This window comes from Kribbella sp. NPDC056345, assembly GCF_042262745.1.
In the GTDB taxonomy this organism is placed as follows: Bacteria; Actinomycetota; Actinomycetes; order Propionibacteriales; family Kribbellaceae; genus Kribbella.
Genome location: NZ_JBHJQQ010000024.1, coordinates 14,272 through 34,807, shown reverse-complemented (window position 1 = coordinate 34,807; position 20,536 = coordinate 14,272). Strand labels below are relative to the sequence as shown.

Below are 20,536 nucleotides of genomic sequence, written 5' to 3'. Positions count from 1 at the left end.
TCAGGGACGGGGGCGGATGATCGCCATTCGGGTGGTGGTCAGTTCCTCGATCGCGAAGCGTGGACCCTCGCGACCGATGCCGGAATCCTTGACGCCGCCGTACGGCATCACGTCGGAACGGAAGCCTGGCACCTCGTTGATCACCACTCCCCCGACATCGAGTTGGTCGATCGCCGTGAACGCAGTGTCGAGTGAGGCGGTGAAGACGCTGGCATGCAGGCCGTACCGTGAGGCGTTGACGCTCGAGAAAGCGCTCTCTAAGTCGGGCACAGAGCGCACTGCGATCACTGGGCCGAAGATCTCTTCGTCCCATGCCTGTTGGCCGGACGGTACGTCGGTCAGCACGATCGGGCCCAGGATGTCACCCTCCGCGGCGTACGCGATGGTGGCGCCGGCGTGGACCGCGCCCTCGACCCAGTCGCGGACGCGAGCGGTCGAGCGCGGATCGATGAGTGCGGAGACTCGGGTCGCGGGGTCTCTTGGGTCGCCGACGACGACGGTGGGCAGGCGGGCGCCGAGTTTCTCCAGCAGGGGCTGGCGGATCGACTCCACCGCGAGTACGCGCTGGACCGAGATGCAGGCTTGACCTGACGCGTAGTAGCCGCCTCGGATGATGGCGTCGGCGGCTGCGTCCAGGTCGGCGTCTTCGGCAACGACCAGAGCTGAGTTCGAACCGAGTTCGAGGAGAACCTTGGTGGGGGCGGCGTCACGGGCGATCTGGTGTCCGACGGCGGCTGAGCCGGTGAAGGAGACAGCGCCGATCCGGCTGTCTGTGGTGAGGGTCGCGCCGACGTCGGCTCCGCCGGTGAGGAGCTGGAGAGCGCTCTCTGGTGCCCCGTTCTCGAGCAACGCCGAGCGCATGAGATGCACGAGCCAGAGAGTTGCGAGCGGCGTCTGTGGCGCCGGCTTCACGATGATCGGGCAGCCGGCAGCGAAGGCCGGGGCGATCTTGTGCGCGGCGAGAAGGAGCGGATAGTTGAAGCCGGTGATGCCGACGACGACACCGATCGGCTTACGGACCCAGAACCCACGGAGCCCTTCGCCGCTCGGCAGCAGGTCCAGCGGCACCGTCTCGCCGTGCAGGCGGGCGACCTCCTCTGCCGCTGTTTCCAGGGTGAGCAGGGTTCGGTCGATCTCTACCCGGCAGTCGACGAGCGGTTTGCCGGTCTCAAGGACGAGGAGGTCGACGAACGCGTCGCGCTCGGCGCGGACCGCGGAATACGTTGCCTGTAAGACGTTTCGGCGCACGTACGACGGGAGGCGGCCGACCGTTTCGCGGACGGCGACCGCGTGGTCGAGGGCTTGGCGGGCGAGATCCGTGGTGCCGACTGGGGCGTCGGTGATCGTGGAACCGTCGTACGGGAAGACCACCGGGGCGGTTGCGGGTGCCTCGATCCAGGATTCGCCGATCGGCAGGCCGGACGGGAACTTCACGCGGTTTCTCCCTTCGCTAGCAGGTCAGCGGTGGTGGCGCCGGAGAGCGCTCTCTCCAGCGTCGGGATCGCGGAGACCAGACGTTGTGTGTAGGGGTGCTGGGGAGCCGCGTACACGTCGCCGGTCGGGCCGGTCTCGACGATCTGGCCGGCGTTCATGACGGCGACGCGGTCGCAGACGTGCTTGACCACGGAGAGGTCGTGAGAAACGAAGATCAGGGTGAGGTTGAGCTCGTCGACGAGATCGGAGATCAGGTTCAGGACCTGGGCGCGGACGGAGACGTCGAGAGCGCTGACCGGTTCGTCGGCGATCAGGATGCGGGGGCGCGGGGCCAGGGCGCGGGCGATCGAGATCCGCTGACGCTGGCCGCCGGAGAACTGGTGCGGGTAGCGATCTCCGGCGTCGCTCGAGAGACCCACGGCTTCCAGTAGCTCGCGAACGCGTTCTCGGGAGGCGGGGTGGCCTTGGACGACCAGGGGTTCGGCGATGATGTCGCGGACGCGCATCCGGGGATCGAGTGAGCTCATCGGGTCCTGGAAGACGAGCTGAAGGTTCTCGCGGAGGAACCGGAGCCGCCGTTCCGGGAGCGCGGTGATCTCGTTGCCTTCGACAAGGATCTGGCCTGAGGTCGGGCGGTCGAGGGCGGCGATCAGGCGGAGCAGGGTGGATTTGCCGCAGCCGGATTCGCCGACGATGCCGAATCGTTCGCCCTGCTTGACTTCCAGGCTGACGCCGCGGAGAGCGTGGACGACGGGGGCGGGGCGCAGGAGCGACGTACGGGGACGTGGGTAGTCGCGGACCACGTCGATCACTTGGACCGCGGCGGCTGGTGTGGTGGGTTCAGGCATGGGTGGCTCCGGCGGGGTGGTGGCAGGCGTAGCCGGTTGTGGGGGTGCCGGACCAGGTGGGGGTGGTGGCGCATTGGTCGGTGGCGTGCGGGCAGCGGTTGCGGAAGACGCAGCCGGACGGGAAGTGGCCGGCTGCGGGAACCGTGCCGGGGATCGTGGTGAGGCGTGGGCGCGAAGAAGCACCGGCGCGTGGGAGTGCGCTCTCAGAAGCTCTGGCGGCTTCTAAGTTGGAGGCGGCTAGGAGGCCTTGGGTGTAGCGGTGGCGGGGGTTGGTGAAGATCTCGTGGACGGGGCCGGATTCGACGACGCGGCCGCCGTACATGACCAGGACTCGTTCGCAGACGGTGGCGACGACGGCCAGGTCGTGGGTGATGAAGAGTAGCGCCGAGGATCGCGCCAGGACGCCCTGGACGATGAGGTCCAGGACCAGGGCTTGGACTGTGACATCGAGGGCCGTGGTCGGTTCGTCGCAGATCAGCAGTGCCGGGTCGTTGGCCAGGGCGATGGCGAGAACGATGCGTTGACGCTGACCGCCCGAGAGTTGGTGCGGGTACGCGCGCAGCAGGTCGGCCGGGAGCTGCACGCGGTCGAGGAGGTCGGCGGCAGCGGCGCGGGCGGCGTTTCGGGTCGGCTGGGTGTGGTGGATCAGCATCGACTCGGCGATCTGGTCGCTGATGCGCATGGTCGGGTTGAGTGCGGTCATCGGTTCCTGGAAGACCATCGCGAGATCGCGGCCACGGATCCGAGAAAGCGCTCTCTCGTCGGCGCCGATCAGGTCGTGGTCGATGCCGGTCAAACGGACCGAGCCGGACGGTACGACGTCGTCCGGGAGCAGGCCGAGGATGCTCAAAGCGGTCAGCGACTTGCCCGAACCGGACTCGCCGATCAGACCGACCCGCTCCCCCGGGCCGACCGTCAGATCGACATCGGACACGAGCTGCGTATCGCGAACGGAAACGTTGAGCCCTTGGACACTGAGAACGTCAGACGTCATCGGCGGTCTTCTAACTTGGGATCGAAGCGGTCACGAAGCCCATCGCCGAGCAGGTTGAACCCGAGAACGGCAACAGCGATGGCGATCCCAGGAAAGACCGCCAGCCGCGGAGCGCTGAAGAGAAACTCCTGACTCTCCTGCAGCATGCGCCCCCAGGACGGCGTCGGCGGCGGCGTGCCGTAGCCGAGGAAAGACAGCGCGGCCTCGGCGAGAACGGCGATCGCGAAGGAGACCGACGCCTGAACGGTGATCAGACTGGTGACATTGGGCAAGACATGCCGAGCAGCGATCGGGAACGGTTTCCGGCCGGCGGCGCGAGCGGCGAGTACGTACTCGGTCCGCATCACCTGCAAGGCGCCGCTCCGGATCACCCGCGCGAAGCTCGGTACCGAAGCGATGCCGATGGCAACCATCGCGGTGAGCGTGCTCGCGCCGAAGACCGCGCCGAACATGATCGCCAGCAACAGCGCCGGGAACGCGAGCATCAGATCATTGGTTCTCATGATCAGTTCACTGGGCCAGCGCGGAGTCATCGCGGCCAGTACCCCGAGCGGTACGCCGATCACCGCGGCCACTCCCACTGCGACGACTCCGACGAACAGCGTGGTCCGCGATCCGACCATGACCTGGCTGAACACGTCCCGCCCGAACTTGTCCGTACCGAACCAGTGCTCCCACGACGGCATGGCCAACCGCCCGGACGGGTTGACGAGCGTCGCGTCGTACGGCGTCCAGACGAAGGACAGCAGCGCCATCAGCACGATGACACCGACGATCACGCCGCCTGCGATCAGACTCGGGTTCAGCCGCCTCATCGCGACCCCGTCCGGAGTCGCGGGTCCAGAGCGACGTACAGGAGGTCCACTAGGAAGTTGACCAGCAGTACGGCGACGACCAGCACCATGACGACGTCTTGCACCAAAATCAGGTCCCGCTGCGACACGCCGTCCAGTAGCAGGCTGCCGAGCCCAGGGATGACGAAAACGCGTTCCACGACCACAGCACCGATTAGCAGCGTTGCGAGCTGCAGACCGAGCACCGTCACCACCGGTACGGCGGCGTTGCGCAGGCCGTGCCGCCAGAGCGCCGGAAACGGCCGCAGTCCCTTAGCGCGCGCCGTACGCAGATAGTCCTCCCGTAACACCTCCAGCACCGCACTGCGCACATACCGAGTCAGTACGGCGCCCTGTACCAGCCCGAGCGACAATGCCGGCAGCACCAGCTGCCGCAGGAACTGAACCGGGTCCACAGCCGGTGGGGTCCACCCGTTCGCCGGGAGCCAGCCGAGCTTCACTGCGAACACCATGATCAGCAGAATGCCCGCCAAGAACGCCGGTACCGCGACTCCGACCTGAGAGAGCGCAGACAGCGCCACCCCGGACAGTCGCCGGTGCCGCGCCGCCATCACCGTGCCGGCCGGTACGGCGAGGACCAGTGCGATGAGCATCCCGGCGACGACCAGTAGCAGTGTTACCTGGAGCCGGTCGAACACCTGCGGTCCGATCGCGGCCTTCGACACGTACGACGTACCGAGGTCGCCCCGGAGCAGTCCGCCGAGCCAATCGACGTACTGCGTCGGCAGTGGCCGGTCGAGGCCGAACTGGCGTCGCATCTCGGCCACCGCCTCGTCGGACGCGTTGACGCCCAGTGCGACCCGGGCGGGGTCGCCGGGCAGCACGGCCATGAATCCGAACACCAGCACCGAGCTGACTCCAAGACTGACCAAGAGCACAGCGGTGCGCTCGATCAGGCGAAGAATCACGGTGTCACGACCGGGCGAGGCGGGACAGGTCGAAGTTCTCGGTGATCGCGTTCTGCGGCAGACCGGTCAGGTTCTTGTCCGCGACGATCAGGTTCGGCAGCAGGAACAGCCAGTCCCCCGCAGCCTGCTCGGACAGCCGCCGGCCGGCCTTCTTCATGTTGTCGAGCTGCGCCGCCTCGTCGCCCGCATCGGCCGCGGCCAGGTACTGCTGCAGCTCGGGGTCGTTGTAGCGCGTGTAGTACGTCGGACTGAACACAGCACCGAGGTCCCGCGGCTCGACATGCGCGATGATCGACATGTCGTAGTCGGCGCTCTTGAAGACCGTGGTCAGCCATGCCGCCGGGAACTCCTGCTGGTCGATCTGCACCTTCAGCCCGACCTGCTCCAGCTGGCTCTTCACCACCTGACCGCATGAGATCGCGTACGGCAGAGTGGGCAGCCGCAGCCGCAGTGTGGCACCAGCCGCGCCAGAGGCCTGCAGCAACGACTTGGCCTTGGCAACGTCGTACGGCGCGACGCTGGTGAGGTCTTCGTACCACGGGTCGGTCGGCGGAACCATGGAACCGATCAGCTTGCCGCGACCGGCGAAACACGTGTCCAGCAAGGCCTTGTGGTCGATTGCCTGCCGGATCGCCTGCCGCGTGCGGAGGTCCCGGAAGACCGGCTTGGAGTTGTTGAACGACAGCAGCACCTCGCCGTTCGTGGTCCCCTCGATCACCTGGTACTTCTCGTTGCCGGTGAACTGGCTGAGCGCTTCCGGCGCCTGCACTGTCGTGATCACGTTGATGGTGCCGGTCAGCAGCGCGTTGTTCAGCGCGGTCGGGTCCTTGAAGTACTTCAGCGTGATCTGCTGGAAGTGGGGCTTGGTCCCCCAGTAGCCGTCGTTGCGCTGCAGCACGATCGAGTCGCCGCGGTTCCACTTCGAGAACTTGTACGGCCCGGTGCCGATCGGGGCGGTGGCCAGGGCGCTGACTCCGGTCTCGGAGAACATCGCGCCGATTCGGGTCGTCATCCGGAACAGCCAGCCGTTGCTCGGTTTGGTCAGCGTGACCTGCAGCTGCGTCGGCGACAACGCCTTCGCGCCGGCGACGACGTCCATCGCGGACTTCAGCGAGGTCGTCCAGGCCGTCTTCACGCGGTTGATGCTGAAGACCGCATCGGCCGCCGTGAACGGCTTGTCGTTGGTGAACTTCGCGTTGTCGACCAGGTCGAACGTGTAGGTCTTGCGGTCCGGCGACACCGTCCACGACTTGGCCAGCGAGGGCACGATCTTGCCCGACTCGTCCTGCTTGACCAGGCTCTCGTAGACGTTGCCGAGCAGCACCTGCGGGATCGCCGCACCGTCTGTCGTGGTGAAGTCGAGGCTGGCCGGCTCCGCGACCAGGCCGAGCGACAGTGACTGATCAGCGCCGGTGGACGAACCGCCCGACGTACTCGAACCGGCCGAACAGGCGGTCAGGGCGAGCAGTGCGGCGGAGGCGACGAACGCGACCGCTCGAGTGGTGTACGACTTCACGCGAACTCCTCCAGATCACCGGACTCTCGCCGCATTCTGCCGACCCGGCCCACTCCGGCCGGCAGCGGGCACGCAGTACGGCGGGGTTCGCCGTCCAGCTGTGACTGGTCCGACCAGTGGACTAGGTGTCACTGGGCCACTAGGTTTGTCGCTACACAGAGGTCTGTCAAGGCAAAAGGGGTGACTGGAATGGCGAACGGACCGCGGTTCCAGCCGGTCCAGCCCGTCCGCGCGTACCAGCGGATCGTCGAACAGGTCGAGGAAGCGCTGGTCCGGGGCGACCTCGCGCCCGGTCAGCGGCTGCCGAGTGAGCGGGAGCTCGTCACCCAGTTCGCGGTCAGCCGGTCCACGGTTCGCGAGGCGCTCCGCGTGCTGGAGAGCAACGGCGTCGTACGGTCGCGGCCCGGGGATCCGAACGGTCCGGAGATCCTGCCGTTCTCGTCGACCGCGTTGCGCAAGCAGATTGTCCGGCTGGCGCGAGTCGACGAGCTGACCCTGGCCGAGCTGATCGGGTTCCGGATGATCATGGACGGCGCCGCGATCCAGGTCGCGTCCCAGCTCCGGACGCCGGAGCAGCTCGCCGAGCTCGAGGAGACGCTGGTCGCGATGCGGGCAGCGATCGACATCGACTTCGCCGCGTTCAGTGAGGCCGATCTGACCTTCCATGACGTGATCGCGCGGATCGCGCGCAACTCGCTGATCGAGACCTGCAACGAGGTCGTCCGTGATGTCGTCCTGACGCTGATCTCGGACAAGATCGCGCACGCGACGAACAGCCGCGCGCTGATGCTGGAGTCGCTACAGCACCACGCGGAAGTGGTCGACGCGATCCGCTCCGGCGACGGACATGCCGCGGCGCGGATCGCCCGGCAGAACATGTACGACTACTACGCGGGCTATGTGCCCGAAGCCGAACGTGACGCGCTCCGGGCACTCACCGACTAACTGTCGTGCTCGAGGATGCGGACTCTGGGCACCTTGAGCACTTTGCGGGCCTTGGCGACCCAGTCGGAGCACAGGAAGCTGGCCGCGGTCTCTGGCCAGGCGACCACCACGACCTCCTGGCCGCCGGTGCGCATGACCAGCGACTTCAGTGCGAGCAGAACCTCGCCATGGGTGATGGAGACGTGGACCGGATAACCACTCGCCGCGCGTAGCTGACGCGAGCTGTGCTCGATGACCGAGGCCATGTCGAGGTCTGGATCGGCCAGTGTCACCGTCGCAGCTCCGGCAGGGGCGCTCCCCGGTGGGCTGCTCAAACCAGCCACATCGTCGAACGTCGTACCCAGTAGTGCCATCGGTCCGCCGAAACCCCGCTCCGGATGGCTGGAGACGAGCAGGTGGTAGTTGATGGCTTCTTCGTACCTTGCGTGCAGGGCGGCAACGCGGCGCGCGTCGCCCTCGCTCATCTCGCGCTCGATGAGCACCACCACGTCGTAGGTCATGCGTGGCTCCCTTCGCAGTCACTTTCCGTTGTACTCCTGTCCGGGACCAGGCCAAAGCACCTGGCGCGGCACCGACACGGAATTGTCAAAGTCCTCTCAGGAGCCTCACAGCTTGACCGGAGCGTGCGCACGGGTGTCCGGTGCGAGGGCGCTGAGCAGGTACGGCGCGTCGACCAGGGCGAGCGTGGTTGCGTCGAGCAGGTGGGGGTGCAGCGCGTAAACCTGGGTGCCGGCACGGGGGGTGAGGTCGCCGCGGAGCACGCCGACGAAATCGGCCCGGGCCGCCGCGTCCTCGTCCCACACGCGGTCCGGCTCCAGTCTGGCGATCAGGCGCCGCGCGAACGTTGTCACGTCCTCGGCCGGGTCACGCAGGTAGCCGACGACCGATCCGTCATCACACCGGACGGCGATCTCGTCGGAGCGGGCCGCGGCATGCCAGCAGCACACCTCCCACAGGCTGACTCGGTCGCCCGAGCCGTACACGTCCTCCAGCGCAGCGGACATCAGCGCGAGGTGGCCGCCGTACCGCGCGATGTTGTGACCGTATCCGGCGGCGCTGAGGTTGATGTCGTACCAGCGGAGCTCCTTCGTGTGCAGGTCGACGCCGAACGGGAGCAGAATCTTGGCCGGGCCGGACAGGTCGAACCGCTCCTCGACCGCGGCCGGATCGAACAGTCCGGTGGGCTGCCGCATCACTCCGACGAAACCACGCTCCAGCTGGTCGAACGGGACGTTGTTGTAGCTGAACACGACAGGCAGCACATAGCGCCCGCCGGCTCGGCGGAGCTGGCGCAGGTCGAGATCCACGAACTCGGTCGAGCCTCCGGGTCCGGGAGCTGACGTGAGATCGCCCGAGTGCACCAGCGCCTCCTGGTCGAAGCGCAGCTCGGTGTAGTCGCACAGCCCGACGAAGTCCCACTCCTCGCCGAACACTGCGACTGACAGGTCCAGGTCGACTCGCTGTCCGCGTGGCTCGACCCAGTGCAGGAACAGTCGCAGCAGGTCCTGCGGCGGGATCGGCACGGCGCTCCCCCGCGTCATCCGACGCAATGACGCCGACGAGCCGCGCTCCGAACCAGGTGCAGCCAGTCTGGCCAGGTCCTCGTCCAGGAACGCCCGCCGCCACCGCGGTAGGTCACTGGCCCGGCGCAACATCTCTCCGACCAGTACGCCGGACAGTGCGGCCGCGAGCTGGGATGGCAGCGGCTCCCGGGCGTCGACCGTGGTCCACACGCGGGTGTTGCCGCCGCGTGGGAAGAACAGCCGCAGGTCGCCTGGTGGCGTCCGCACCTGCCCGAGCGCTGCCGTGACTACAGCCGGGGACACATCAGAGACAGCTGTGGCCACCGCACCGACCAGATCGGCGTGCTGGTCTGCCGGTAGTTCGCGGGCGAGCTGTACCAGCCGTCGGAGCAACTCCCCCGGCCGCTGCCTCAGCAGGTCGAGGGCCATCCCAGGTCGGCCGTCCACGAACGCGCCCTCGACGCGCGACGCGAAGGTGCGCATGACGAGGCGTCCGTCCTCGAGCCGCACGAACGGATGCCCCGCCGCCTCGCTCAAGATCGCCCGCCCGGCCGCAGACTGCGTTTCGAGATCGGTACGCCGCAGTACGGCGAACGCGAGCGCCGCCCGCGGATGCCGGGTCGCGAACTCGAACGGGTGCAGCATCTCGCCCATCCGCTTCCACGCACGTTCGTGCCGCAGCATGTCCTCGATCAGCGTGTCGGCCGGCATCCGGTCCAGCCGAGCCAGCAATAGACGCCGGGTGGCGCGAGACAGCGACGTACGGCGAACAGGTGGTGTCCGCAGACCGGGGTCGGCGTCCATCAGCGCGTAAAGCAGTCGCAGTACGTCGGTCGCCGTACCGGCTCGGTCGATCACCTCGGGCTCATCCGCGAGGAAGTGTGCGAGAACCACTGCTTTGGTCTCGCGGACCGGGATGTCACTCGGCAGCCAGGACAGGTCGGTCAGTGGGAGCAGCAGCTGCAGGTCGGCACGATCCACGGCCGCCGGCGGAGTACGCCGTACCAGTAGGGACTCGACTGTGGTGCGGACTGCGTCCGGACCGGCCAGCGACAGCAGGCGCAGCCGGTCGGAACGGACCTGGCCTTGCGGCACCTCGTCGAACGACGGCTGCAGGAACGGGTCGCTCGGATCGATCCGCCGCAGGCACAGCGGACAGGCGCTGAGGTCTGCGCCGTCCCAGCAGGTGCGGCAGACCAGATGCGCGCAGGGCGAGACCGGATGCACCGACTTGGTGTCACCGCACAGCACGCAGGGCTGCTGCGGCTCTTGGAGCAGCCGGGCGAAGACGCGGTTGATGTAGAACGTGTCAGTGTCGGCCGGGACGGTATCCGGGAAGCCGCGGAACAGCGGGACGTGCTCAGTGTCGTGACCGGACTCGGCGTCCAGCAGCTCGAGCAGCGCGCTCCCCAGACCGGTCAGCGCAGGAGCTGACAGCCCGGCGCAGTGGCGGTACAGGCTGACCGAGAGCAGGAAGCCGCGCTGGATGAGGTCGGCCTGCAGCGCGGACAGGCCGGCCTGGATGGTCAGCGGACGCCGCACCCACTGCCACGCCGACCGGCGCACCGGTGGGGTGAGCGCCACCGCGTCGACCAGCCGTCGGCGCCGCAACAGCACGGCCGCAGCCTCCTGCATCGCGTCCTCCCCGCATGGCGTCATGAAGATGACGCCAGGGGCGGAGAGCGGACGCGCTACTTGGCCTGGTGAAGGAGAAGGAAGCACGTCCAGGAGCCGCCCCTGGCAGAAAGAACGCTACCGGGCTCCACCGACAGTTTCTGGCCGGTTCCGCCGCGGACATGAGAAGTCCGGTACCAGGGTCGGGGCCGCCCCGCCCAGACCCCGGTACCGGAACACTGACAAATATAGAACCTTTGATCAAACCCGACGCCACCGGGTAGCCGTTTTGGCCGGAAGATGGCACTGATGCGCCGCCAGCAAACCCTTGTTTCAGCTCCCGTTCGTGCAGGGAAACCCTTCCGATCACGCGGGGAAGGTGTGGGGCTACGGATAGTGGTGAAAACTCCTCCCATGGAGGGTGGGGTGATCGAGCGGGCACGCTGGCGGGATGTCTTCGGACATGCCGAGTTCCGGGCGTTGTTCGTGGCCGGGGTGCTGTCCGTCGCCGGCGATCAGCTCGCGCGGGTGGCGCTGGCGGTGCTGGTCTTCGACCGGACCGAGTCGGCCGGGCTGACCGCACTGACGTACGCACTGACCTACGTCCCCGATCTGCTCTTCGGTCCACTGCTGGCGGGCTTCGCGGATCGCTTCCCGCGGCGGTCGGTGATGATCCTCACCGATCTGGCCAGGGCGATTCTCGTTGCTGCTATGGCGATCCAGGGTCTGCCGCTGCTGGTGGTGATCCTCCTCCTGCTCGGACTGCAGGCTTTCGGGTCGCCGTTCAACGCGGCTCGGGCTGCCACGCTGCCTGCCGTACTCCCTGGGGATCACTACGTACTCGGCAAGGCCGCCAACGACATGGTGGTGCAGTTCAGCCAGGTGCTCGGCTTCGGCGCCGGCGGCGCGATCGTGGTGGCTGTCGGCACCTCCGGCGGTCTCCTGCTCGACTCGGCAACCTTCCTGCTCTCCGCGGCGCTACTCGCCGTCGGAGTCCGTCGCAGACCGGCACCTACGGGTGGCACTGATGCGCCACGCCGCAGCTACTTCAAAGACCTGTCCGCAGGCCTCTCACTCGTCGCCCGTACGCCGAAGCTCCGGAGTCTGGTCATCCTGGCCACCATCGCCGGTTTCTACGTCACGGTGGAGGGGCTGGCGATCCCCTACGCACATGAGATCGGTCACGGGCCGACTGCGGCAGGGCTCCTGCTGGCGGCCAGTCCGGCCGGTGCGGTCGCAGGGATGTGGCTGATCACGCTCTGGCCGCCAGAGCGTCGCATGCGACTGCTAGGCCCGTTGGCTGCGCTTGCGTGCGCCCCACTCGCGCTGTGCTTCTTCACACCAGGCCTGGTGCCGGCTCTGCTGCTGTGGGGGCTCTCCGGGATGGCGTCTGCGTACCACCTGCCGACCAGTGCGGCGTTCGTCCAAGCTGTGCCGGACGCACAGCGCGGGCAGGCGTTCGGAGTCGCCAGCACGGCTCTCAAGGGCAGTCAGGGCCTGGGGATCCTGCTGGCCGGCCTGGTCGCCGACGGCTCGTCCCCATCGTTCGCCCTGGGGGTGATGGGCACCGTGGGACTCTGTGCTGCCGTGGCGGCGGGCGCCGCCTGGTCACGTGCCCGCCGTCCCGGGCCCGAAGTCGCGGGAACCAGTCCCGCATGATTTCCAGCAAGTCTGTTCGGACAAGCCGGCCGGCGATTCAGGGAATTACCTCCGGACAGCCTCGGTAAATTATCGGTAAAGAAATTCCGGGGAGGTCCCGTGGATCACCACTCGTTACCGTTGGTGAACCATTCGTTGCCGCCCCCGGCCGGCCGGTCGAGCCACTCGTTGCCACTCTGCGTGAACCACTCGTTCCCGCCGTGGAACCGCTGGTTCCCGCCGTACAGCCACTCGTTGCCGCCGCCGGTCAAACGCTTGCTGGAGCCGTGGAACCACTCGTTGCCGGTGCTGATCTCGGACATGGTGGGGATCCTTCCTTCGCCATCCGCCAGATGGAATAACGCGCGGTCCGGGATGACCTCGCGTGAACAGGCAGTTACTATTCAGGAATAACCGCTCAGGTCTATCCGTGTGAGGCCACCATGATTCTGATCGGTCGGAGCAAGTGGGTGCCACCCCGCCGATGGAAGCTCTGGTCGTTGCCACGTCCGGCGCTGAGCTATGTGCTCGGTGTCGACGCTGTCGCAGTCACGATCACCGCCTTGGCTCTGGCCTCGACGATCTCCGGTGCCCGTACCGGTGTCAGGCCCTCCGAGTGGGCCGCGTTCGCCGTTCTCGCGACCGCCTCGGTCCTTCATCTGGAGTCTGCCCGCGGAATCGAGCGGCGACGCGAGATGGCAGCTAACAGTTCGCCATACACGAACCTGAAGAGCCTGTGGGTGTTCGCCGGCCTGCTGCTGCTCCCGCTGAGCCTGGTGATCGCCCTGATCGTCGTCTCGTACGGGTACTCCTGGATCCGCGTCTACGGTCGGACCATCGCGCACCGCAAGGTGTTCTCCGCGAGCACGTTCATCCTGGCCAGCGCTGCGGCTGCCGCCGTACTGCGCGGCGGCGGGCTGATCGCCGAGCCGCGGGTGCCGACGGGACCGTTCTCCTTGCTGGTGGTGCTGGGTGCGGCGACCACGTGGTGGCTGGTGAACTTCGCGCTGGTCATCGGCGCGATTCTGCTGTCCTCCCCGGACGCGACTGCGCGTGGCGCTCTGGGTGACCTCTCCGATCAGCTGGTGGTGGTCGCGGGTCTAGGTCTCGGTGTGGCGGTCGGAGCGCTCCAGGCGTCGTACCCCTGGGTTGTGCCGATCCTGATGGTGACGGTGCTGACTCTGCACCGCGATCTGCTGCTACCGCAGTTCCAGCGTGCTGCCGGGACCGATGTGAAGACCGGTCTGGCCACTCCGGCGTACTGGGCGAACGCAGTGCCGGTCGAGCTGGCGCGTGCGGAGACGCTGCGCAGCACGGTGGGTCTGTTGATGCTGGACCTGGACAGGTTCAAGGAGATCAACGACACCTACGGCCACCCGGCCGGGGACCAAGCCTTGAAGGCAGTTGGTCAGAGCGTCCGGGCTGAGGTCAGGCAAGGCGATCTGGTTGCACGTGTCGGTGGCGACGAGCTGGCGGTGCTACTGCCCGGTGCGTCGGAGACCGAGGTGCTGGAGGTCGCTGAGCGGATTCGCGACCGCCTGAGCACGTTGACGGTGTCTGTCGACACCGCGGCCGAGGAGACCGCGCTGATCAGCGGTGTGCCGGCGTCGATCGGTACGGCCGTGTACCCGGACGTCGCGAACACTATGGATCAGCTGGTGCTGGCCGCCGACAACGCACTGCTCAGCGCCAAGCGGGACGGCCGGAACCGCATCGTTGCAGCCCGGCCGAACCCACCTGCTGTCACAGACCACGCCGATCAGCCGGTCGACTGACGCACCCTGATCAGCGCCTTGCCGAGCAGCGCACGCTGCTCCAGGGCCGTGTGTGCGTCGGCCACCTGGTCCAGGTCGAAGACCTGGTCGACCACCGGCACCAGGTCGCCGGCCGCGGCCCGCTGCAGCACGAGGGCCTCGGTCACCGGTGTCGAGACCATGTCGACGCGCAGGTCGGCGATCCCCTTCACCGTGATCCCGCGACGCTCCGCCTCCGCCGGGTCGTAGGCCGCGAACGTGCCACTCGGCGCACCATGCGCCGAGAACCAGCCGCCGTCCTTGACCACACCGAAGGCAGTCGCGCCCAGCTCGCCACCGGCGCCTTCGAGGACCACGTCGGCGCCGCGGTTGCCGGTTGCTTCGAGCACAGCCTTCTCCCAGCCAGGCTGCGAGTAGTCGATCACCACATCCGCGCCTTGCGCCTTGCTGAGGTCCAGCTTGGCCTGTCCGCGCGCAGCTGCGATGACATGCGCCCCAGCACGATGCGCTAGCTGGGTCAGCAGCAGCCCCATGCCGCCTGCAGACGCAGTGATCAGCACGTCCTTGCCGTGCAGATCCGGCATCAACTCCTCGAGCAGGAGGGCAGTGAAGCCGTCTCCGGTCACAGCGACGACGGTCTCCAGGTTCAGACCGGCAGGTACCTCGGTCAGTGTGTCTACTGCCGCGAGTACGAGCTCGGCGTGCGCACCGAAGTCCACACCGCGTCCGACGACGGTCTTACCGACCCACGTCTCCGGTACGCCGGGTCCGGTCGCTCGCACTCGGCCGCCGAACCGGCTGCCCGGCACGTACGGCGGTTTCACGTCGAAGAACCCGCCATGCTGACCACGGCGGATCGCTGTCTCGACGAAGATCATGTCGGCCACCTCGACCTCGACCAGGACCTGCCCGTCGGCCGGGACCGGGTCGGCCCACTCCTGGATCCGGATCACCGAGGGTTCACCGAACTCGGTCACCACTGCTGCATGCATTCCCTGCTCCTTCGTCGTCGAGAGTGCCCCCAGGCTCGTCCCTGAACCTTGGTTGAGGTCAAGCCGGTCCGGAGTTGTCCACAGGCCGGATCCGCCGACGCGAAAGTTGTCCGCGGTCCGGCGTACTGTGCTGGGCATGTTCGACGCCGTCTTCCTCCCAGCCGACCCGCCACGCGCGGGCCGCTTGGCGTTGTACGGCGAGGTCGATGCACCCGACGAGAGCGTCACTCTCGTGCTCCCACAGGGATCCCAGGTCCGGCGGCGGACTGTTCCGGCACGACTGCTGAGCATCTCGGAGGCACTCGCGCTGGTGTCGTCACCGGTGCAGGGCGCCGCGAGTTGGGAGGCTTGGCGTGCGGCCGCCTTGGCCGGTCTGGGGCTGATCGCGCGCGGGCGGCTCGTGCCGGATCTGACCCCGAGCGGGTACGGCGGTTGGCGGGTCGCACCGCTGGATCCGCTGGACCGCGGCTGGCTGAAGCAACTCGCCGCCGCGATGCCGCCGTACGGGCATGCGTTGCCGGTCGAGGGGACGCGGCCGGTGCGCTTGGTCGATCCGGAGCAACTGGTCCGGGCGTTCTGGGATGCGATCGCGGACACGCTCGTGCGCACGCCTGCCGCTTCTGTTGCAGTGAAGGCCGGTGCGGCGCCGTTCGCAGCGATAGAGCCGGTGGCAGTGACCGGACCGACGGCGTGGCTGGCCGAGACTGCGCAGAGCGAAGACGCCGGTGCTCGGCTGGTGCTGCGGATCGAGCCACCATCACTGGAAGGGCTCGACTTCCAGGCCGTGCTGCAGCTTCGGAGCGAGCTCGATCCGAGTCTGCTGGTCGATGTGGCCGATGTGTGGACCGCACCGGCCGCAGTGCTCGCAGCACTCGGCGAGCGAGCGGAGACCGACCTCCTGCTCGCGCTGCGACGTGGTGCGCGGGTGTGGCCGCCGCTGTCGGCTGCGTTGCGGGACGCGGCGCCGGCTGCGGTCGAGGTCGATGACGAGGCACTTGAGGAGTTGGCCGAAGGCAGCACTGCGTTGGAGGGTGCGGGCATCGAGGTGCTCTGGCCGGCTGAGCTCTTCGCAGGCGAGCTTGCGGTGCGCGGGACGGTCGGGACGCCGACGCCGGGGGCAGTGACGGGTCCTGACTTCAGCCTGACCGACCTGGTCGCGTTCCGCTGGCGACCGACGCTGGATGGGCAGGAGCTGAGCGAGCAGGAGGTGGCCGCGCTCGCCGAGGCCAAGCGGCCGATGATCCGGATGCGTGGACGCTGGGTGCGCGTCGATCACGACCTGGTGCGGAAGCTGCGCCGCGGCGGGACGCACAAGCTGACCGGCGCCGAAGCACTGGCGGCTGCGCTCACCGGGACGATCGAAGTTGATGGCGAGCTGGTTGCGTTCGACGCGGACGGTTCGCTGGCGGAGATGCTGACCAGGCTCCGGTCGAGTGAGGACACACCGGTGTCCGCGGAGCCTGCTGGCTTGCAAGCGACGCTGCGGGATTATCAGCGACGCGGTGTCGCCTGGATGGCACAGCTGACCGATCTCGGGCTCGGCGGGTGCCTGGCCGACGACATGGGGCTGGGCAAGACGATCCAGGTCATCGCGTTGCATCTGCTGCGGCGTGGGCGCGGGCCGACGCTGGTGGTCTGCCCGTCGACGCTGCTCGGCACGTGGGAGCGTGAGTTCGCCCGGTTCGCTCCGGATGTGCCGACTCGACGATTCCACGGGGCGGGGCGGTCGTTGAGCGACCTCGCGCCGGACGAGGTGGTGCTGACGACGTACGGCGTCGTCCGGCAGGACCACCGGGTGCTCGGCGAGGTGCAGTGGGGGCTGGCCGTCGCCGACGAGGCACAGCATGCCAAGAATCCACTGTCGCGGACGGCCCGCGCGCTCAGGACGTTGCCCTCGGCAACCAGGATCGCGTTGACCGGGACGCCGGTGGAGAACCGGTTGTCCGAGTTGTGGTCGATCCTGGACTGGGCCGCGCCCGGGTTGCTCGGTTCGCTGGAGCGGTTCCGGCAGGACATCGCCGTACCGGTCGAGCGGTATCACGACGAGGAGGCGACGGCCCGGCTGGCGCGGATCACGCGGCCGTTCCTGTTGCGGCGGCGCAAGATCGATCCCGGGATCGCACCGGAGCTACCGCCGAAGACCGAGCACGACCTGGTCGTACCGCTGACGGTGGAGCAGGCGACGCTCTACCAGGCGGTCGCGACGGAGACGCTGGCCAAGATCGAGGCTGCGGACGGTATCGAGCGGCGCGGGCTCGTGCTCAGCCTGCTGACCCAGCTCAAACAGATCTGCAATCATCCGGCGCAGTTCCTGCATCAGCCGGGTCCGCTGGAGCGACGCTCCGGCAAGCTGGCCGCGCTCGACGAGCTGCTCGACGTGATCCTGGCCGAAGGCGAATCCGTGCTGATCTTCAGCCAGTACGTCGAGATGTGCCGGCTGATCGAGGCTCATCTGGCGACGCGTGGTGTGCAGTCGCTGTTCCTGCACGGTGGGATCGGGGTGCGGAAGCGGGAGCAGCTGGTTGCGCAGTTCCAGGCTGGTGAGTCGCCGGTGTTCCTGCTCTCGCTCAAGGCGGGCGGTGTCGGGCTGACCCTGACGCAGGCGACGCATGTCGTGCACTACGACCGCTGGTGGAATCCGGCGGTCGAGGATCAGGCGACCGACCGTGCGTACCGGATCGGTCAGGATCGGCCGGTTCAGGTGCATCGCCTCGTCACGGAGAACACGCTGGAGGATCGGATCGCCACGGTCATCGCCGCGAAGCGCGATCTGGCCGACGCGGTGGTCGGCTCGGGTGAGGCGTGGCTGAGTGAGCTGTCTGATGCGGAGCTGACCGAGCTCGTCTCACTGTCGAACGGACCGGCTCATTCGGGATCGGCGAGTGCCTACAACCCTTCTGCAGTGGGGAGGGCGCGGCCATGAACGAGCGGGTGCCCTGGCGGGGGTGGCGTGACAAGGGTGACGATGCGGGTCTGCCTGCGGCGAGAGGGCCGGGGAGCCGGCGGCCGTTCGGTGCCACGTGGTGGGGGCGCGCCTGGTTGGAGGCGTTGGAGCACAGGGCGCGACTGGATCCGAACCGGTTGGCGCGCGGTCGCTCGTATGCGCGCCGTGGAAGCGTGCTGGAGCTGACGGTCACGCCGGGCGAGGTCGAGGCGGTCGTGCAGGGCAGCCGGACGACGCCGTACCAGGTGACAGTGCGGATCCAGGCGTTCTCGGCGGCGGAATGGGATGCCGTGCTCGACGTCGTGTCGGCGCAGATCGGGCGTGTGGCGGCCCTGCTGGACGGGGAGCTGCCGCCTGAGGTGGTTGATGACGTTCGCGCGGCTGGGCTGGACTTGTTGCCTGGCGCGGGCGAGATCCGGACGAACTGCAACTGCCCGGACTTCGCCGTACCGTGCAAGCATTCGGCAGCGGTCTGTTACGTGATCACCGACGCGCTCGACAGCGACCCATTCGAGTTGTTGCTACTTCGTGGCCGGTCCAGAGACGATCTGCTGGCAGCCCTCCGAGCCCGTCGCGGGACGTCCGAAACCCTGCCGGTGGTCAAGGCTGCTCCCCCTGGAGTCCCTGCCCGCGCTGCTTATGCCGGTCGGATCGGCGTTCTGCCGGTTGTGCCTCGGCCGTTGCGGTCGGCGCGACTACCGGCGGCGGTGCAGGCGCTGGATCCACCTCGCTCGTCGGAGATCGACGTACGGGATCTGGTTGCGTTGGCGAGCGACGCTGCGCAGCGGGCTTGGGAGTTGGCGTCTGGTGATGGTGGATTCGAGCTGACGTTTGACCAGGACCTTGCCCGCCGAGCTGCAGGAGTCGGTACGGCGGAATTGGCCGAGCTGGCCCATCGATCCGGCGTACCGGCCCGGCAACTGACCAGCTGGGCCGCGGCCTGGCGCCAAGGCGGTCGCGGCGGCCTGTCCGTCACGCTCGATGCCCCGATCGACGCGGACCCCGAGGCCCTCGCCGAAGCCGCTGCCCTGCTGCCCAAGGCGTCCGTGGAAGCCAACCGGGTCACGGCAGGCAAGGTCCAGCTACGTCTGGGTTCCGACGGCCTGTGGTACCGCTTCGACCAGCACTTCAACGACTGGACCCTCAGTCGCCCACCTTCCCCTTATCCCCAAGACCTGTTGGGTTGATAGTTTCGCGGACGTGACCGTACGGATTACGGCGGCGAGCTTTCCTGCGCCTGACTTGGTGAAGACCACCAACAACCCCGCGCAGTGGGATCAGCTCGACAGGTTCGCGGCGGTTCAGGCGGAGGCGGCGAACACAGCGCACGAGTCACTGGGCGAGCAACTCGCGACGGCCTCGACGGTCGAGGATCGGACCGCGGCCTTCGAGGGTCTCTATCAGCAGTTGGCCGACTGGCGGTACCGGTTGGCCGTCGAGGGTCGCGTGACTCGACCCTCGTCGAATGCGGAGACGATCCGTACTCCGATCGGCGACGGTTCGATGTCCTATCGGCTCACTCCGTCGGTCGCGGGCCGAGAGAGCGGGTCGCCGGCGCATCGGGCCCTGACCACGATGGAGAGAGTCGCGCTGGACCAGTTCCCCGGCTCCGCGGACCGGGTCCAGCATCAGGTCACACTGCCGGACGGGCGGACGGTCAACGGCAACCTGCTGATGCGGACCGAGTCGCTCGGAGAGCAGGCAGCGGATGTGTTCGGCCGCAGTACACAGCAGATGGCCGCCGCGGCCCCGGCTGTGGCACCCGACGAGACCATTACGGTCACTGCGTCGCTGGCCGATCGAGAGGTACTGCGCCGCGCGGCGTTCGAGCAACTAGCCGGCCTGGAGACCAAGCGAGCTGAAGCCGGTGAGCTGGACCCCGATGATCCGCAGAACCGCCAGGCGTTCGCCGACGCCACCTACTGTCTGTTCCAGGGCCCGGAATTCCGGCGCGGCACCGACGCGACGATGCGTGTTCTCGTGGCCGTGGCCCATGCCCGCGTGTTCGGCGCCGCTCCCGTTGTGCCGCAAGGAGTCGACCTGGACGCCATGGTTCGCGACCAGCAGGACTTCCGCGACACGATGCGCGATCAGCTGCGGGTGATCCCAGGAGGCCACCCGCCAGCCCAGGAACGATCAACCTCGGCAGGCGAACGCGCCGCCCGCAGTACCCGCGACTCCGGCCGCGGCTCGACCGGCATTCAGCGGTAGCCGGCGGGTGGTGAGGAGTGGGTCCAGCCGCACTCTGCTGTAAAACCCGTTCCACGAATCGGCGTTGCCGTCGTGGCTGTGAGGCTCCTACTTATCCGCGGCTCGGCCACCCGCCGGGATCCTCCAGGTACCCGGCGCCGCTCGCGTCGATGCATGCGGTAGGTGTCGGGAACGACATGTAGTGGTCGAGCTGCGGAGGGCGGCTCACGCCTGTGGACGGCGGCCGGATCGCCTCGGTGGGTACTACTACGTGTCCTTGCCGACAGCGAGCGGGACGCCATCGACCTTCCGAACGACAGGACGTAGCGCGCCGCCACGCTCACCGTCGACAGTGCGGGAGCCCAGCAGGCAGATACGTCCT

The 20,536-nt window shown here is 67.9% G+C and carries 16 protein-coding genes; 6 read left to right on the top strand and 10 right to left on the bottom strand.

The window, feature by feature from the left end:
* From ACFCV3_RS40945 to ACFCV3_RS40920, 6 genes are read right to left on the bottom strand one after another with little or no spacing between them, the layout of a single operon-like run.
* Positions 1-1,434 carry an aldehyde dehydrogenase family protein gene (locus ACFCV3_RS40945; protein WP_376040449.1) on the bottom strand — a complete coding sequence of 478 codons (1,434 nt, stop codon included), beginning with the start codon at positions 1,432-1,434 and terminating at the stop codon, positions 1-3.
* Positions 1,431-2,282, bottom strand: coding sequence for an ATP-binding cassette domain-containing protein (locus tag ACFCV3_RS40940; protein WP_376040447.1), 852 nt, complete (start codon positions 2,280-2,282; stop codon positions 1,431-1,433). Before ACFCV3_RS40940 ends, ACFCV3_RS40945 begins: the two co-directional genes overlap by 4 nt.
* Positions 2,275-3,276: an ABC transporter ATP-binding protein gene (locus tag ACFCV3_RS40935; protein WP_376040444.1), complete on the bottom strand. Its 1,002-nt coding sequence runs from the start codon at positions 3,274-3,276 to the stop codon at positions 2,275-2,277. The genes ACFCV3_RS40940 and ACFCV3_RS40935 overlap by 8 nt, the downstream gene beginning before the upstream one ends.
* Positions 3,273-4,091 carry an ABC transporter permease gene (locus ACFCV3_RS40930; protein ID WP_376040442.1) on the bottom strand — a complete coding sequence of 273 codons (819 nt, stop codon included), beginning with the start codon at positions 4,089-4,091 and terminating at the stop codon, positions 3,273-3,275. Before ACFCV3_RS40930 ends, ACFCV3_RS40935 begins: the two co-directional genes overlap by 4 nt.
* Complete coding sequence (locus ACFCV3_RS40925; RefSeq protein WP_376040439.1) at positions 4,088-5,038, bottom strand: ABC transporter permease; 951 nt, start codon at positions 5,036-5,038, stop codon at positions 4,088-4,090. Before ACFCV3_RS40925 ends, ACFCV3_RS40930 begins: the two co-directional genes overlap by 4 nt.
* Before the next feature lie 4 nt (positions 5,039-5,042).
* Positions 5,043-6,554 (bottom strand): ABC transporter substrate-binding protein, encoded by a 1,512-nt coding sequence (locus ACFCV3_RS40920; RefSeq protein WP_376040437.1) that lies wholly within the window; start codon positions 6,552-6,554, stop codon positions 5,043-5,045.
* Between the two features lie 189 nt (positions 6,555-6,743).
* Here ACFCV3_RS40920 and ACFCV3_RS40915 point away from each other — a divergent pair, with 189 nt between their 5' ends.
* Positions 6,744-7,499: a FadR/GntR family transcriptional regulator gene (locus tag ACFCV3_RS40915; RefSeq protein ID WP_376040435.1), complete on the top strand. Its 756-nt coding sequence runs from the start codon at positions 6,744-6,746 to the stop codon at positions 7,497-7,499.
* On the opposite strand, the gene ACFCV3_RS40910 is transcribed toward ACFCV3_RS40915, so the two are convergent.
* Both ACFCV3_RS40910 and ACFCV3_RS40905 read right to left on the bottom strand, forming a co-directional pair.
* The gene (locus tag ACFCV3_RS40910) at positions 7,496-7,999 is read right to left on the bottom strand and encodes a hypothetical protein (protein ID WP_376040433.1); all 504 of its coding nucleotides are present in this window, start codon (positions 7,997-7,999) and stop codon (positions 7,496-7,498) included. The genes ACFCV3_RS40915 and ACFCV3_RS40910 overlap by 4 nt on opposite strands.
* Positions 8,000-8,104: 105 nt before the next feature.
* Positions 8,105-10,657: an MXAN_6230/SCO0854 family RING domain-containing protein gene (locus tag ACFCV3_RS40905; protein WP_376040430.1), complete on the bottom strand. Its 2,553-nt coding sequence runs from the start codon at positions 10,655-10,657 to the stop codon at positions 8,105-8,107.
* A 393-nt stretch (positions 10,658-11,050) separates the two neighbouring features.
* On the opposite strand from ACFCV3_RS40905, the gene ACFCV3_RS40900 reads away from it, so the two are divergent.
* Positions 11,051-12,295, top strand: a complete 1,245-nt coding sequence (locus ACFCV3_RS40900) for an MFS transporter (protein WP_376040428.1) — start codon at positions 11,051-11,053, stop codon at positions 12,293-12,295.
* A 104-nt stretch (positions 12,296-12,399) separates the two neighbouring features.
* Here the strand turns inward: ACFCV3_RS40900 and ACFCV3_RS40895 are convergent, their stop codons facing one another.
* Positions 12,400-12,597, bottom strand: a complete 198-nt coding sequence (locus ACFCV3_RS40895) for a DEAD/DEAH box helicase (RefSeq protein ID WP_376040427.1) — start codon at positions 12,595-12,597, stop codon at positions 12,400-12,402.
* A gap of 120 nt (positions 12,598-12,717) precedes the next feature.
* On the opposite strand from ACFCV3_RS40895, the gene ACFCV3_RS40890 reads away from it, so the two are divergent.
* Positions 12,718-14,049 carry a diguanylate cyclase gene (locus tag ACFCV3_RS40890; RefSeq protein WP_376040424.1) on the top strand — a complete coding sequence of 444 codons (1,332 nt, stop codon included), beginning with the start codon at positions 12,718-12,720 and terminating at the stop codon, positions 14,047-14,049.
* On the opposite strand, the gene ACFCV3_RS40885 is transcribed toward ACFCV3_RS40890, so the two are convergent.
* Positions 14,034-15,020 carry a zinc-binding dehydrogenase gene (locus tag ACFCV3_RS40885; RefSeq protein WP_376040422.1) on the bottom strand — a complete coding sequence of 329 codons (987 nt, stop codon included), beginning with the start codon at positions 15,018-15,020 and terminating at the stop codon, positions 14,034-14,036. The two genes, ACFCV3_RS40890 and ACFCV3_RS40885, sit on opposite strands and share 16 nt — an antisense overlap.
* 136 nt (positions 15,021-15,156) lie before the next feature.
* Here ACFCV3_RS40885 and ACFCV3_RS40880 point away from each other — a divergent pair, with 136 nt between their 5' ends.
* Genes ACFCV3_RS40880 through ACFCV3_RS40870 form a run of 3 tightly spaced genes read left to right on the top strand, consistent with a single transcriptional unit; the run spans position 15,157 to position 20,175 of the window.
* A complete protein-coding gene (locus tag ACFCV3_RS40880) occupies positions 15,157-17,943 on the top strand; it encodes a DEAD/DEAH box helicase (RefSeq protein ID WP_376040419.1) in 2,787 nt (928 codons plus the stop codon).
* Positions 17,940-19,151, top strand: a complete 1,212-nt coding sequence (locus ACFCV3_RS40875) for an SWIM zinc finger family protein (RefSeq protein WP_376040417.1) — start codon at positions 17,940-17,942, stop codon at positions 19,149-19,151. Before ACFCV3_RS40880 ends, ACFCV3_RS40875 begins: the two co-directional genes overlap by 4 nt.
* Positions 19,152-19,164: 13 nt before the next feature.
* Positions 19,165-20,175 (top strand): hypothetical protein, encoded by a 1,011-nt coding sequence (locus ACFCV3_RS40870; RefSeq protein ID WP_376040416.1) that lies wholly within the window; start codon positions 19,165-19,167, stop codon positions 20,173-20,175.
* The last annotated feature ends 361 nt before the right edge of the window (positions 20,176-20,536 follow it).

Coding starts and splice junctions, on each gene's coding strand:
- ACFCV3_RS40940 (WP_376040447.1), bottom strand. CDS start 2,282: ATGCCTGAACCCACCACACCAGCCGCCGCGGTCCAAGTGATCGACGTG.
- ACFCV3_RS40935 (WP_376040444.1), bottom strand. CDS start 3,276: ATGACGTCTGACGTTCTCAGTGTCCAAGGGCTCAACGTTTCCGTTCGC.
- ACFCV3_RS40930 (WP_376040442.1), bottom strand. CDS start 4,091: ATGAGGCGGCTGAACCCGAGTCTGATCGCAGGCGGCGTGATCGTCGGT.
- ACFCV3_RS40915 (WP_376040435.1), top strand. CDS start 6,744: ATGGCGAACGGACCGCGGTTCCAGCCGGTCCAGCCCGTCCGCGCGTAC.
- ACFCV3_RS40910 (WP_376040433.1), bottom strand. CDS start 7,999: ATGACCTACGACGTGGTGGTGCTCATCGAGCGCGAGATGAGCGAGGGC.
- ACFCV3_RS40905 (WP_376040430.1), bottom strand. CDS start 10,657: ATGCAGGAGGCTGCGGCCGTGCTGTTGCGGCGCCGACGGCTGGTCGAC.
- ACFCV3_RS40900 (WP_376040428.1), top strand. CDS start 11,051: ATGGAGGGTGGGGTGATCGAGCGGGCACGCTGGCGGGATGTCTTCGGA.
- ACFCV3_RS40895 (WP_376040427.1), bottom strand. CDS start 12,597: ATGTCCGAGATCAGCACCGGCAACGAGTGGTTCCACGGCTCCAGCAAG.
- ACFCV3_RS40890 (WP_376040424.1), top strand. CDS start 12,718: ATGATTCTGATCGGTCGGAGCAAGTGGGTGCCACCCCGCCGATGGAAG.
- ACFCV3_RS40885 (WP_376040422.1), bottom strand. CDS start 15,020: ATGCATGCAGCAGTGGTGACCGAGTTCGGTGAACCCTCGGTGATCCGG.
- ACFCV3_RS40880 (WP_376040419.1), top strand. CDS start 15,157: ATGTTCGACGCCGTCTTCCTCCCAGCCGACCCGCCACGCGCGGGCCGC.
- ACFCV3_RS40875 (WP_376040417.1), top strand. CDS start 17,940: ATGAACGAGCGGGTGCCCTGGCGGGGGTGGCGTGACAAGGGTGACGAT.